12 protein-coding genes are annotated in these 13,205 nt (G+C 73.5%); 11 read left to right on the plus strand and 1 reads right to left on the minus strand.

Translation table 11 applies throughout. The features are described from left to right. Window positions 1-9 precede the first annotated feature (9 nt). On the minus strand, window positions 10-2,802 hold the full coding sequence (locus tag AB0C76_RS28475) for a non-ribosomal peptide synthetase (RefSeq protein ID WP_359971043.1): 2,793 nt from the start codon (window positions 2,800-2,802) through the stop codon (window positions 10-12). Window positions 2,803-3,481: 679 nt separating this feature from the next. Here AB0C76_RS28475 and AB0C76_RS28480 point away from each other — a divergent pair. The 11 genes from AB0C76_RS28480 (at window position 3,482) to AB0C76_RS28530 (ending at window position 13,205) form a co-directional block, all read left to right on the plus strand. Then, complete coding sequence (locus AB0C76_RS28480; RefSeq protein WP_359971045.1) at window positions 3,482-4,261, plus strand: DNA-binding response regulator; 780 nt, start codon at window positions 3,482-3,484, stop codon at window positions 4,259-4,261. 120 nt (window positions 4,262-4,381) lie between these two features. After that, entirely contained in the window at window positions 4,382-5,188 is an 807-nt protein-coding gene (locus AB0C76_RS28485) for a LuxR family transcriptional regulator (RefSeq protein WP_359971047.1), read from the plus strand. 253 nt (window positions 5,189-5,441) lie between these two features. Continuing rightward, on the plus strand, window positions 5,442-6,365 hold the full coding sequence (locus AB0C76_RS28490) for an ACP S-malonyltransferase (RefSeq protein WP_359971049.1): 924 nt from the start codon (window positions 5,442-5,444) through the stop codon (window positions 6,363-6,365). A 64-nt stretch (window positions 6,366-6,429) separates the two neighbouring features. After that, window positions 6,430-7,188 (plus strand): alpha/beta fold hydrolase, encoded by a 759-nt coding sequence (locus AB0C76_RS28495; protein WP_359971051.1) that lies wholly within the window; start codon window positions 6,430-6,432, stop codon window positions 7,186-7,188. A 178-nt stretch (window positions 7,189-7,366) separates the two neighbouring features. Beyond that, entirely contained in the window at window positions 7,367-7,621 is a 255-nt protein-coding gene (locus AB0C76_RS28500) for an acyl carrier protein (RefSeq protein ID WP_359971053.1), read from the plus strand. A gap of 34 nt (window positions 7,622-7,655) precedes the next feature. Further along, on the plus strand, window positions 7,656-8,921 hold the full coding sequence (locus AB0C76_RS28505; RefSeq protein ID WP_359971055.1) for a beta-ketoacyl-[acyl-carrier-protein] synthase family protein: 1,266 nt from the start codon (window positions 7,656-7,658) through the stop codon (window positions 8,919-8,921). Then, the gene (locus AB0C76_RS28510; RefSeq protein WP_359971057.1) at window positions 8,918-10,069 is read left to right on the plus strand and encodes a beta-ketoacyl synthase N-terminal-like domain-containing protein; all 1,152 of its coding nucleotides are present in this window, start codon (window positions 8,918-8,920) and stop codon (window positions 10,067-10,069) included. The genes AB0C76_RS28505 and AB0C76_RS28510 overlap by 4 nt, the downstream gene beginning before the upstream one ends. 73 nt (window positions 10,070-10,142) lie before the next feature. After that, window positions 10,143-11,006: a beta-ketoacyl synthase N-terminal-like domain-containing protein gene (locus AB0C76_RS28515; protein ID WP_359971058.1), complete on the plus strand. Its 864-nt coding sequence runs from the start codon at window positions 10,143-10,145 to the stop codon at window positions 11,004-11,006. Continuing rightward, the gene (locus AB0C76_RS28520) at window positions 11,003-11,866 is read left to right on the plus strand and encodes an alpha/beta hydrolase (RefSeq protein WP_359971060.1); all 864 of its coding nucleotides are present in this window, start codon (window positions 11,003-11,005) and stop codon (window positions 11,864-11,866) included. Before AB0C76_RS28515 ends, AB0C76_RS28520 begins: the two co-directional genes overlap by 4 nt. After that, window positions 11,863-12,831 carry a hypothetical protein gene (locus tag AB0C76_RS28525; protein WP_359971062.1) on the plus strand — a complete coding sequence of 323 codons (969 nt, stop codon included), beginning with the start codon at window positions 11,863-11,865 and terminating at the stop codon, window positions 12,829-12,831. The genes AB0C76_RS28520 and AB0C76_RS28525 overlap by 4 nt, the downstream gene beginning before the upstream one ends. Further along, entirely contained in the window at window positions 12,828-13,205 is a 378-nt protein-coding gene (locus tag AB0C76_RS28530; protein ID WP_359971064.1) for a hypothetical protein, read from the plus strand. Before AB0C76_RS28525 ends, AB0C76_RS28530 begins: the two co-directional genes overlap by 4 nt.

Raw genomic sequence — 13,205 nt, forward strand, 5'->3', positions numbered from 1 at the left:
GCTCCTTCGTCATCGGTTCGCGGCCCGCCGGCGGGCCAGTTCGTCGGCCCCGGCGAGCGCGCGGTCCAGTTCTCGGCGCAGGACCGCCTGGAAGACGGCCACGTGGCGCGGGCCCATCAGGGTGTAGTGCTCGCCCGGCACCTCCAGGTACCGGTTCTCCTCACGGGCGTGCTCGTCCCAGCGGCGCAGCTCGTTGTCGAGCCACTCCTGGCGGGTGCCGCGCAGCGGGAGGGCGTGGAACACCGTCATCGAGCGGACGTCGCCGCTCGGCCGGTACTCCTTGCCCAGGCCGGTGAGGGTGTCGGCGATCTCCGCCCAGGCCGCGAACCGGTCGGCGTCCAGGTCGAGTTCGGCCAGCCGGTGCGGCGGGGCGAGGGCGACCAGCCGGGCGGCCTGCTCCTCGCGCGGCAGGTGCCGCAGGGCGTCGGGGAGTTCGACGGACTGCTTCTTGTCGATCAGCTCCAGGAAGAGCGCCAGGTGGGCGGCCGTCTCGGCGTACCCCAGCTCCTCCATGCGGTACTTGATGTGCGGCGGCAGGTTGAAGCTGCCGACGAAGTCGACCCGCTCGCCGCGCGCCTCCAGGACCTTGGCGATCTCGAAGGCGACGGCGGCGCCGTAGGAGTACCCGGCCACGGCGTACGGGCCCTCGGGCTGCTCGGCGCGGATCGCGTCCACGTAGGTGTCGACCATCTCCTCGAAGGAGACGAAGGGCTTCTCGCCGTCGTTGAAGCCGCGGGCGCGCAGCGCGTGGAACGGGCGGTCGCCGACGAAGTACCGGGCGAGGTTGACGAAGACCAGCACCTCGCCGACGCCGGGGTGGACGCAGAACAGCGGGGTCTTGTCGCCGCCGGTCTGCATCGGCACCAGCGGGTCGTAGGGCCGGACGGTGCCCGGGGCGGCGGCGGGCTCGGCGAGGCGGGCGGCCAGGGCGCGGACGGTCGGCGCGGTGAGCACCGTGATGACCTCCAGGCCGGTGACGCCGAGCCGCTCGGCCACCCTGGCGCGCAGCCGCAGGATGTCGAGCGAGGTGCCGCCGAGGTCGAAGAAGCCCGCGGTGGCGCTGATCGCGGCCGGGTCGCAGTCGAACAGCTCGGCGTAGATCGCGGCGAGCGCGAGCTCGACCGGGCCCTCGGGCGCGGTGTACCCGCCGAGCATGCGCGTGGTCAGTTCGGAGACGGCGGACTGCTGCCCGGCGTACGCCCCCTCCTCCAGGCGGCGGCGCATCAGGGCGCGCTGGATCTTGCCGAGGCTGGTCTTGGGGAACGCCTCGGCCGGCAGGGGCAGGACCAGGGCCGGCCGGAAGCCCCAGTGCGTGACGACGGTCGCGCGGACGGCGGTGAGCACCCGGTGCAGGGCGGTCTCGTCGCCCTCCGGCAGGTCGGGGTGGAAGGCGATCACCAGTTGCTCGGTGTCGCTGCCCGCCGGGCGGGTCGGGAAGGCGGCGACGTAGGAGCGGGCGACGCCGTCGAGCTGTTCGAGGGCGGCCTCGACGTCGTGGCTGAAGCGGGTGACGCCGTTGACGATGACGCTGTCCTTGCTGCGCCCGACGAGGGTGAGCCGGCCGCCGTCGATCCGCCCGAGGTCGCCGCTGCGGAACCAGCCGTCGGCGGTGAAGGCCTCGGCGGTGGCCGCCGGGTCGCGGAAGTAGCCGCCGGTGATCATCGGGCCGGTCAGCTGGAGCTCGCCGACCGCACCCTCGGGCAGCGGGCGGGCGTCCGGGCCGGCGATGCGGACGGACAGGCCGGGGACGGGGGTGCCGAGGTTGGCGAACTCGGCGCCGCGGTCGGTGGCCGGGAAGCCGCGGCGGGAGTAGACGCTGCCGGCGCAGGTCTCGGTCATGCCGAAGGCGGGCCACAGGACGTCCCCGGCCAGGCCGTACGGCGCGAGCCGCTTCAGAAACGTTTCTCCGGTGCTGACCAGGACGGCCTCGCCGCCGCTGATGATCTGCCGGACCCGGCTCAGGTCGAGCCGCTCGCCCCCGGCGGCGAGCCGGTCGGCGGCGGCGGAGACCAGGCCGAGGAGGAAGTTCGGCGCGAAGGTCATCGTCACGCCGTACCGGGACAGCAGCCGCGGGAACTCCAGCGGGTCGGCGAGCACCGCGGCGGGGGCGACGTGCAGCTGGCGGGCGCCGACCGACAGCGGCAGCAGGTGGCACTCCAGCAGTGCGGCGACGTGGTCGAAGGAGACCCAGTTCAGCGTGACGTCGGTGGCGTCCAGCCGGTGCGCGGCGTTCTTGGCCGCCATCGACGCCAGCAGGTTGGCGTGGCTGAGCATGACGGCCTTGGAGTTGCTGGTGGACCCGGAGGTCAGCATCAGCACGGCGGTGTCCCCGGGGGCGGCGCGGTGCAGCTCCGCGGCGGGCTCGCCGGACAGCTCCTCCAGGACGGCGAGCGGGCGCTCCCGGTCGTGCGGGAGGGCGGCGGCCAGGCCCGCGGTGGTGACCGTCAGCGGACCGTCCAGCAGGGCGCCGACGTGGGCGAGCTGGGCGGCCCACCGCTCCGGGTCGGCGGCGGCCGGCGCGGCCAGCGGGCACGGGACGAAGCCGCCGAGCACGGCGCCCCAGAACGCGGGCAGGAACTCCTCGGCGCGCTCCAGGATCAGCACCACCCGGTCGCCGGGGCGCAGACCGCGGCCCCGCAGGCCGGTCAGGACGCGCCGGGCGGCGTCGAGCAGGGCCGGGTAGGTCTGATCGGCCGGACCGGCGTCGGCGGTGCCGGGGCCGAGGCCGAGGCCGAGGCCTGCCGATGGATACCGCTCGGCGACGTCCAGCAGCAGGTCGGTGAGGTTGGTGGGACGTGTCACGGGCCGTCTGTCTCCTGGCTTCGGGGCGCGCCGGGGCAGCCCGCCTGGCACGCCGAACAGGGGTGAGGACCACAGGGGTGCGGTTGTCCGCAGCGTGGCGCGACCGGACGGTTCAGCGCGGGGACGCCGGCGACGGCTCCGTCCGCCACCGCGCCGTCGCGCCGGTGGCCGGCCGGGCCGGCAAAGTTATGGGCCGAAAAGTCCCCGTCTGACGTATGGTCACGCCGCTTACCGTAAGGTCGGACCAGTCCAGGCCGGCCGGGCGAGTTCAGGGTTGGCCGGAAGGGGACAGGGCCGCGACCGGCGGTGAGGGGCGGGCTACTTCTCGTGAGGAAAACGGAATGCCGATCGCTCCTTTCCGGCGCCCGAGTGCAGGTTGATGCCAGGGCGACTGGGGATTCGCCAGGTCGGTGGTGGGAAAATCCCGGCCTGATATATGCCCATCGCGATGTTCTTCGCGATGTTCTTCGCGATGCCCTTCGCCCTCTTCCCGCGACGCACCCGCCGAGTGCGGACCCAAGGGCCCCTGACCTGCGAATTTGAGCAAAGGTTGACTGGCTTCGAACACCCGAACTACTGTCAGCCGCAGGTGGTCTGATCAGGTGTCATCTGACATGTTCTTGATTAAACAGTTGAACGGCGAATGAACGGAAAGACCACCACCGTAAGGGGGACGCAAGTGAACAGTGCAGCCGGTTCGCCGAACGGCCCTGGCCAGGAGGAATCGACGCCGGGCGATCATGCCGCGCACGTCGAAAAGACCCTGCTCCAGGCACGGGCACTGATCGAGTCCACCGTCTCGCTGTACCGGCAGCGCCCCGACCAGAGTCCCCCCGCCCCGCACACCGACGTCACCGCCCTCGGCGAGGCCGTCGAACAGCTCGTGCACGGCGCCCGGCACTCGGTCTGCGTCGCCGTCACCGGCACCGGGCCCTTCGAGCAGATCGCCCGCGACGCCCTGACCACCATGCGCCCCGGCACCGTCGTCCGGGTCCTCTGCGCCCCCGGCGTCGCCGACTGCGCCCTGGCCAAGCTCGCCCACGCGCCCGGCGCCCGCTTCGAGATCCGCGTCTCCGAGGCCGACCTGCGCGACATCGTCATCTCCGACGGCGCCGCCGCCCTCGTCCGCGCCGCCGCCGGGAACGCCAAGGGCCAGGCCACGCTGGTCAACGACCGGGCCGCCGTCCGCGCCCTGGAGCTGCTCTTCGCCGGCGCCTGGTCGCTCGGCCGCAAGCTCGACGACCACCTCGCGCTCAGCCCCCGCCTGCTCGGCGAGCTCACCCGCAGCATCCTGGAGCGGCTGCGCAGCGGCTACACCGACGAGGCGGCCGCCCGCGACCTCAGCATGTCCCTGCGCACCTACCGGCGCCACGTCGCCGAGATCATGCGCGAACTCGGTGCCAGCTCCCGCTTCCAGGCCGGCGTGCGCGCGGTCGAGCTGGGCCTGCTCCACGACTGAGGCGCCCCTGCGGGCCCTGCGGGACAGGGCCGGGCGCCGTCCCCGACCACACGGGGAGGACCGCGGCCCACCAGCCGCGGCGCAGTGAGTAACACCAACGGGGAAACTGGTGAGTACGACGTGCCCATCGAGGCAGAGGACGAACTGGAAAGAGCACTCCTGGAAGTGCGGGCGCTGATCGAGTCCACGGTGGCCATCCACCGCGACCGCAGCCACCGGGCCCAGCAGATCGCCACGGTGGAGGGCGGCTACCGGGCGGTGCTCGACACCGCCGCCGCCCTCATCCGCAGTGCCGTGCGCAGCATCGACATCGTGCACGCCCGGATGCCCGGCGCCGAGGAACAGGAGCCCGGGCTCAGCGAGTTCGCCGAGCGAAGACTGATCTACGGCGCGGCAGAGACCATCTCCGCACGGCTGCTGACGAACCCTTCGATGATCGACGAGGACTTCGTCCGCGAGCAGCTCGCCAAGGAGCGGCCGGTGGCGATCCGGGTGGCCCGGGTGCCCCCGCTCCAGGCCCTGCTGGTGGACGGCACGACCGCGCTGGTCGTGGCCGAGTCGGCCACCGGCGTCCGGGCCTCGGTCATCCGCGAGCCCAAGGTGGTCTTCACCCTCGGCTCGCTGTACGAGAGCGTGTGGCGCAACGCCGTTCCGGCCGGCGAGCGGATCGTCTTCGGCGACCGGGACCGGGCCGCGCTCGCCCAGCAGATCCTCGGCGCGCTGCGGGCCGGCGTCACCGACGAGGTCGCCGCCCGCGAACTCACCGTCTCGGTGCGCACCTACCGCCGGCACGTCGCCGAGATCATGGCGATGCTCGGCGCGCAGTCCCGCTTCCAGGCCGGCGTGCGCGCCGCCGAACTCGGCCTGCTGCGGCCCGCCCGGCCGGGGCCCGGCGGCGGCAACCCGGGCGGCAACCCGGGCGCCTGAGGCCGGAACGAACCACCGGGCGCCGGGCGAGTGGCAACTTCCTGAAGGGTCTGTTGCCGCTCCCCCGGCGCCCTCGGTTGTATGGGCCGCGGAAAGGGGGGCCGGGTACCGCAAGCACCCGGAAATCCCCTTCCCGATGGCCTGCCGTACTCCCCCGAAACTGCCGGCCGTCGGCGCGGGGACCCGCCCTCCGGAAAACCTCCGGCGGCGGGCCCCCGTACCCACCGGTGAATTCGGCGTGGAAGGCGGGTCAATGGACCAGAACCCGATCGGTCTGGTGTTCCCCGGCCAGGGGACGCAGAAAGCGGGAATGGGCGAGCCCTGGCGGGAAACCCCGTCCTGGGAAATCGTCACGGCGGTCTCCGGGGTCACCGGAGAGGATCTCGCGGAACTGCTCCTGGACACACCGGACGAACACCTGCGGCGCACCGACCTGGCGCAGCTCACCGTGTTCACGGTGGCCATGGTCGCGTACGCCGAGGCGGTGCGCCGCGGTGCGCTCGACGGGCCGGTGGCCGCCGTGGCCGGCCACAGCCTGGGCGAGTACGCCGCGCTCACCGCCGCCGGGGCGCTCACCCTGCCCGACGCCGCCGCACTGGTGGCGGCCCGCGGCCGGGCCATGCGGGACGCCGCCGACGAGCGCCCCGGCACCATGGGCGTCCTGGTCGCCGCCCCGCTGGAGCAGGTCGCCGAACTCACCGACCGGGTACGGGCGCGGGGCGCCGAGGTGTGGGTCGCCAACGTCAACGCGCCCGGCCAGACCGTGGTCTCCGGCTCCGCCGAGGGCATCGAGCTGATCGGCGCCGAGGCGCCCTCGATCGGCGCCAAGATGATCCGGCTGTCCGTCGGCGGCGCCTTCCACAGCCCGTACATGGAGCCCGCCGCCGAACGGCTGCGGACCGCGCTGAAGAACACCGCCTTCGCCCCGGCCCACCTGCCGGTCGTCGCCAACGCGGACGCCCGCGCGTACGCCGGGGACTGCGACTGGCCCGCCCTGGCCACCCGCCAGCTCACCTCGCCGGTGCTCTGGGAGCCCTCCGTGCGCACCCTCACCGGCGAGCTCGGCTGCCGCCGGCTGGTCGAGATCGGCCCCGGGAAGACCCTGGCCGGCCTGATCCGCCGGATCGCGCCGGAGACCGGGGTGGTGTCGCTGAACAGCCCGGCCGCGCTGGGCTGACCGGGGCCGGGACGGGGTTCCAGGACCGGCCCCAGCACCGAACCGGACAAGGAGAACCACCCCGATGACACAGGCCACCGAGAGCATCTGGCTGCGCCGGTACCCCACGGCGGCACCCCCGCGGCTGCGGCTGCTCTGCCTGCCGCACGCCGGCGGCTCGGCCGGCTTCTTCCACGGCTGGGGGCGCGCCTTCGGCGAGGACGTCGAAGTCCTCGCCGTGCGCTACCCCGGCCGCCAGGAGCGGATCGCCGAGGACCCGTGGACCCGCCTGGAGGACCTCGCCGACGCGATCACCGCCGAGCTCACCCCCTACCTCGACACCCCGCTCGCGCTGTTCGGCCACAGCATGGGCGCCACCGTCGGCTACGAGATCGCGCTGCGCCTCGCGCAGCGGCACGGCATCGCCCCGGCGCTGCTGGCCGTCTCCTGCCGCAAGGCCCCGCACCTGCTGACGCCGCGCACCGCCGCCTTCGGCAGCGACGACGAACTGCTCGCCGAGGTCGGCCGGATGGGCGGCACGGACGCCGCGCTGCTGGCCGACGAGGACCTGCGCGAGCTCGTGCTGCCCGCCATCCGCGCCGACTTCCGGGCCGTCGCCGGCTACGCGCCGCGTCCCGGCGTGCCGCTGCCCTGCCCGGTGGTCGGCTACGTCGGCGACGGCGACCCGGACGTCGCCCCCGACGAGGTCGGGGCCTGGGCCGGGATCGCCCCGGCCGGCTTCGACCTGACCGTCCTGCCGGGTGGCCACTTCTACCTGGTCGAGCAGCGCGACGCGCTCGTCGCGGACCTGCGCGAGCGGCTTTCCGCGACCGTCCGCCGCTGAATTCCCGGACGCCGGTGGCAGGTTGTTGCAGCCGCCGTTGTGGGTCCGGAAACCGGGCTCGCAGAATTCCATCCGCACGGTTATTCGATCCGGCGCGACACCGCGCGCCGCATCCCGCACCACATCCGGCAATGCATTCCGCGCGGCCCGGGAACCGGGCCGGACAAAGGAGAGAACCATGACCACCGCCACCCGCGACGAGCGCCTCGAAACCATCAAGGAAATCGTCTGCGACATTCTGGAGATCGAGGAGGACGAGGTCACCGAGACCAGCCTCTTCAAGGAGGACCACGACGCCGACTCGCTCCGCGCGATCGAGATCCTCGCCGCCCTGGAGAAGGAGTTCGGCGTCGTGATCAACCAGAGCGAGCTGCCCCGCATGGTCAACCTCAAGGGCGTCTACGAGGTCGTCTCGGAGCCGGCCGGCTGGTAGTCCCGACAACGCTGCGACGGATGGGGAGGTCGCCATGACGGCGGCAGGAAACGGCACCGGGCACACCGGGCCGCAGCGGCACCGCGTGGTGCTCACCGGGCTCGGGGTGGTGTCCAGCATCGGCCTCGGTGTCCGGGAGTTCCTCGCGGGGCTCCGCGAGGGCCGCAGCGGGGCCCGGCCCATCTCGGTGTTCGACACCGAGGGCTTCGCCCACGCCAACGGGTGCGAGATCACCGACTTCGACCCGCGGGACTGGATCCGCACGCTGGACGTCGAACAGCTCGGCCGGGCCGCGCAGTTCTCGACCGCGGCGGCCCGGATGGCCCTGGAGGACTCCGGCCTCGACCTGGCGCGGCTGCGCGGCCGGCGCGGGCTGATCTCCATCGGCACCACCGACGGCGAGAGCTACGACCTCGACCAGCTGGTCGAGCGCGAACTCGCCGACGGCACCGGCACCTTCGACCCGACGGCCGCCCGGCGAGTGCCGGCCGGGCGGCTGTCGGCGGCCATCGCCCAGGAACTGGGCCTGACCGACGTCGAGGCGCTGACCATCCCGACCGCGTGCTCCGCGGGCAACTACGCCATCGGCTACGGCTTCGACGCCGTCAGCTCCGGCGAGGCGGAGTTCGCCTTCTGCGGCGGCGCGGACGCGATGTGCCGCAAGACCTTCACCGGCTTCTACCGGCTCGGCACCATCGCCCCCGACCGCTGCCAGCCCTTCGACGTCGACCGCAAGGGCATCCTCACCGGCGAGGGCGCCGGCGTGCTCGTCCTGGAGCGGCTGGACTCGGCGCTGGAGCGCGGCGCCACCATCTACGCCGAGGTGCTCGGCTACGGGCTGAACTGCGACGCCCACCACCAGGTGGCCCCGGACCGGGACAGCGTCGCCGAGCTGATGCGGCTCGCCCTGGACAACGCCGGCGTCAAGCCGCAGGAGGTGGACCTCATCTCCGCGCACGGCACCGGCACCAAGGCCAACGACATCACCGAGGCCGGCGCCATCCGGCAGGTGTTCGGCGACACCCCGCCGCGCACGGTCTCGATGAAGTCGATGCTCGGCCACAGCATGGGCGCCGCCAGCGCGCTCGGCGCGATCGGCTGCGCGCTCGCGATCCGGAACCGGTTCATCCCGCCCACCATCAACCACGTCACCACCGACCCCGAGTGCGACGTCGACTGCGTGCCCAACCAGGCGGTCGAGGCCGACCTGCGGATCGTCCAGAACAACGGTCTCGCGTTCGGGGGCAACAACGCGGCGGTCCTGCTCGGGCGGTACGACGCGACCAAGGAGGCGTCATGACGATCCGCCCCATCATCGGGATGGGCGCCGTCGCCGCCACCGGTTCCGGTGTCGGCGAGCTCTTCGAGAACCTGTGCGCGGGCGTCTCCGGCCGCGCCGAACTGCGCGGCTTCGACCGCACCAGGTTCCGCGCCCAGCACGCGTACGAGGTCGACGACCGCCCCGCCCCGGGCGAGGACGTCCCGGGCCGGGCGAGCCGGCTGCTGCACGAGGCGATCGCCCAGGCCGCCGCCGACGCGGGCCTCGGCGAGGACCTGTCCGGCATCCCGATCCTGGTCGGCACCGGCCTGCGCGAACTGCGCTCGCTGGAGCTGTGGTGGGCCGACGGCTCGCCGTTCGCCGACTCCGGGCTGCACTTCGGCACCGGCCTGAAGGAACGCTTCAACGCCGACGTCACCCACACCTTCTCCAACGCCTGCTCGGCCTCGCTGTACGCGCTCGCGCTGGCCGGTGACCTGCTCGACCAGGAGGGCCCGGACGCGCCCGACACCGTCATCGTGGCGGGGGTCGACGTCCTCACCGAGTCCATGTACGGCTTGCTGGAGCGCGTCCACGCGACGCCGCCGGACCGGGTGCGGCCCTTCGACCGCAACCGCACCGGCGTGCTGATGGGCGACGGCGCCGCCGCGATCGTGCTGCGCCGCACCGAGGAGGGCGCCCCGCAGGTGCACGCCCGGCTGCGCGGCGTGGCCGTCAACTGCGACGCCTTCCACGTCACCGCGCCCTCCCCGGAGGGCATCGCCGAGGCCATGCACGCCGCCCACCGGCTGGCCGGCGTCAAGCCCTCCGACCTCGACCTGGTGATGGTGCACGGCACCGGCACCCTGCTCAACGACGAGGCCGAGGCCGCCGCCCTGGCCGCGGTGCTCGGCGACGACGCCTCCGGCCCGCTGATGACCGCGGTGAAGTCGATGACCGGCCACACCTCGGGCGCCTCCGGCCTGATCAACCTGATCGTCGGCGTCCGGGCCCTGAACGAGGGCCGGGTGCCGCCGACCGTCGGCCTGGAGGACCCGGTGGACGAGGCCGCGAAGTTCAGCTTCGTCACCGGCGAGGCCGCCACCGACCGGACGCTGCGGCTCGCGCAGCTGAACGCCTTCGGCTTCGGCGGCATCAACGCCGTGGCCATCGTGGAGGGGACCCAATGAGCGGACGACGTGAGCTCATCGACAAGAGGTGCGCACGGGTGGACGCCCCTGCCGAGCGAAACGAGGCGGGCGCATGAACGTAGTGGTCACCGGTGCCGCCGTGCTGCTGCCCGGCACCGAGACGGTCCGCGCCCTCGCCGACGGGCCCGCCCCCGGCGGGACCCCGGTGGAGCCGGCCGCGCACGTCGGCAAGAAGGGCCTGCGCTACAAGGACCGGGCGACCCAGCTCGGTTACGCGCTCACCGCCGCCGCACTGCGCGACGCCGGGCTGCTCGGCGCCGACGAGAAGGCGGGCATCACCGTGCCGGCCGTCAGCGTCGGCGTGGTCGCCAGCTCCAACTTCGGCAACCTGGACACCGTCACCCGCGCGCTGGACACCCTGCGCGAGGGCACCGTCACGGCCACCTCGCCGATGGACCTGCCGAACGCCTCCAGCAACGTCATCGCCTCCTCGGCGGCGATCCGCTACGGGCTGCGCGGCCCCAACCTGATGGTCTGCAACGGCGAGACCTCCGGCCTGGACGCGCTGCACTGGGCCACCACCCTGATCAACGCCGGCCGGGCCGAGCGCGTCCTCGTGCTCGGCGTCGAGCCGGACAACGAGGTGGTGCGCCGGCTGCTCGGCGGCGAGCGCGCCGTCGACGGCGGCGCGGCCCTGGTGGTCGAGTCCCGCGCGGCCGCCGCCGCCCGCTCGGCGACCGTCCGCGCGGTGCTCGGCGGCTACCGCCGCGGCGCCGCCGCACCCGACGAGCGAGGCCTGCGCTGGGAGCTGCCCGCGCACCTCGGCAAGGCCTCCGGCGCCTCCGGGCTGCTCCAGGTGGCGGCGGCGGTCGGGCTGTTCGACGCCGGCGAGCCGGGCCCGGTCCAGGCCGTCACCGGCGGCGCGGGCGACGACGCCCGGGCCGACCTGCTGGTGCTCGCCCCCGAAGCGGCATGAGCGGCGACGCCGTGGAGAGCGAGCTCGACCTGCGCCCGGTCTCCGTCGAGCGGCGCACCGACGGCACCGGTCCCCGCGTGCTGCTGCTGCACGGCCTGGCCGCCAACGACAGCGTGTGGGAGCCCGCGCTCCCCGAACTGCCGGACGGCCTGCGGCTGTGGACCGCCCGGCTGCCCTGGCGCACCGAGACGATCGCCGACCTCGGCGCCGGGACCGACCTGGCCGGCCGGCTCGCCCAGGCGCTGGAGTCGGTGCCCGGCGGCGCCGAGGTCGTCGTCGCGCACTCGATGGCGGCCAACGTCCTGCTCGACCTGCTGGACCGCGAACTGCGGGCCGGCGTGGACGCGCCGCGCAAGTACGGCGTCCGCGCGCTCGTCCTGGTCTCGCCGTTCTACCGCTCGCGCGCCGAGCAGTTCGACTGGGAGACCATCAGCTACTACCTGAACGACTTCCACCTGATCATGGAGGAGGGGATCCGGGCCCACTCCGGCGGCCGGGTCCCGGCCGACCTGCGGCGGGCCATGGGCGAGCGGGTGCGCGAACGGGTCGGCCCGTACGGCTGGTTCCGCTTCTTCGACCTGTACCTGCGCACGCCCGCGCTGGCGGCCGACCGGCTCGCCCTGCCCACCCTGGTGCTGGCCGGCGAGACCGACTTCGCCGCCCCGCCCGGGGAGGGCGTGGCGCTCGCCGGGGCCCTGCCCGACGCCCGCTCCCTCGTCCTGCCCGGCTGCGGGCACTTCCCGATGCTCGACGCGCCCGGACGGTTCGCCGCCGCCGTCGCCGAGTTCGTCCACACCGTCCCGGGCCTGTCGCCGTCCGACGGCCACGCCCGACCAACCGCCCTGGAGCTCCAGCGATGACCCTCGTCACGGACACCGCCGTCAAGGCGCTGCTGACCACCTCCACCGCCACCCAGGTCCGCCCCCGCTACGAGGGCTCCAACATCTGCACCTGGATCGGCTTCAAGCACGTCAACTACCTCGTCGAGGAGGCCGTCCTCGACCACTTCCGGCAGGCCGGCCTCCCGGCCCGCGCGCTCTACGAGGAGCACGGCCTCGGCCTCGACCTCGTCTCGATCGACACCCGCATCCTGCACGCCTTCCACATGGACGACGTGGGCGAGGCCGAGGTCGTGCCGTGGACGAAGGACGAGGACGGCACGATCGGCCTCAAGGTCGTCATCCGGGTCGAGCGCGACGGCGAGGTCCTCAAGGCCGTCACCTCCAAGGTCCGCGTCTCGCTGCGGATCGACACCTACCTGGAGGCGGCCGGCGAGGTGCCCGCGCTGCTCGCCCGCTTCGCCGTCGCCAAGCTCGGCGACGACCTGGAGCGCGCGGCCGGCACCACCGCCCCCGCCGAGGAGGAGATCCTCGCCTCGCTGACGGCCGGGCAGAACGCGTACGCGTGGAAGTGGAACATCCCCTACCCGTACTGCCACTTCACCGAGCGCATCCAGATGTCCGGCTACCTGCGGCTGATGGAGGAGGGCAAGGACCGCTTCGTCGCGGACCGCGGCATCTCCATCAAGACCCTGCTGGACGACCGCAAGTGGATCCCGGTCGTGCCGCGCTCCGACATCCGCATCCTCGACGAGGCGCTGATGGAGGAGGACCTCTACACGGTGTACACCGTCGAGGAGGTCTTCAAGGACTTCACCTACACCTCCCGCATGGACTTCTACGTCCTGCGCGACGGCGAGCTGGTCAAGACCGCGACCGGCCGCATCGTGCACGGCTACGCGGTGATCGGCAACCGCCGCGACTGGAGCCTGGTGAGCTTCGACCAGCGCGTGCTCGACGCCGTCAACGGAGTGCAGCAGGCGTGAACGAGCTCAGCGAGACGGTTTCCGCGAGCGGGGTCGAGGTGTGGGAGGGCTCCACGCCGCGCCTGCTGCTCATCGAGAGCCAGGGCCGCGTCGCCCAGGACGCCGGCTTCCGGCGCGACGCGGTCGCCCAGGTGCTCACCGGGCAGTCGGCGCTCCTCTTCCTCGTCCAGGACGGCGTCGTGCTCGCCGTCCCGGGCAGCGACTCCGACCTCGACCGCTTCCAGGAGGAGGGCGGGGTCCTCGCCGCGGACAGCTTCTCGCTGGCCCAGCACGGCCTGGACGGGGCGGCCCTGCGCCCCGAGCTCCGGGTGGTCGGGATGGACGTCGTGGCGGGCTGGATCCTCGATCCGGCCGTCCGGGTGGTGTGGCACTGA

The organism is Kitasatospora sp. NPDC048722 (assembly GCF_040650235.1).
Lineage (GTDB): Bacteria > Actinomycetota > Actinomycetes > Streptomycetales > Streptomycetaceae > Kitasatospora.

Excerpts from the sequence above, each read along its gene's own strand:
- AB0C76_RS28490 (WP_359971049.1), top strand. The coding sequence starts at position 5,442 with ATGGACCAGAACCCGATCGGTCTGGTGTTCCCCGGCCAGGGGACGCAG.
- AB0C76_RS28520 (WP_359971060.1), top strand. The coding sequence starts at position 11,003 with ATGAGCGGCGACGCCGTGGAGAGCGAGCTCGACCTGCGCCCGGTCTCC.
- AB0C76_RS28500 (WP_359971053.1), top strand. The coding sequence starts at position 7,367 with ATGACCACCGCCACCCGCGACGAGCGCCTCGAAACCATCAAGGAAATC.
- AB0C76_RS28510 (WP_359971057.1), top strand. The coding sequence starts at position 8,918 with ATGACGATCCGCCCCATCATCGGGATGGGCGCCGTCGCCGCCACCGGT.
- AB0C76_RS28515 (WP_359971058.1), top strand. The coding sequence starts at position 10,143 with ATGAACGTAGTGGTCACCGGTGCCGCCGTGCTGCTGCCCGGCACCGAG.
- AB0C76_RS28505 (WP_359971055.1), top strand. The coding sequence starts at position 7,656 with ATGACGGCGGCAGGAAACGGCACCGGGCACACCGGGCCGCAGCGGCAC.
- AB0C76_RS28495 (WP_359971051.1), top strand. The coding sequence starts at position 6,430 with ATGACACAGGCCACCGAGAGCATCTGGCTGCGCCGGTACCCCACGGCG.
- AB0C76_RS28525 (WP_359971062.1), top strand. The coding sequence starts at position 11,863 with ATGACCCTCGTCACGGACACCGCCGTCAAGGCGCTGCTGACCACCTCC.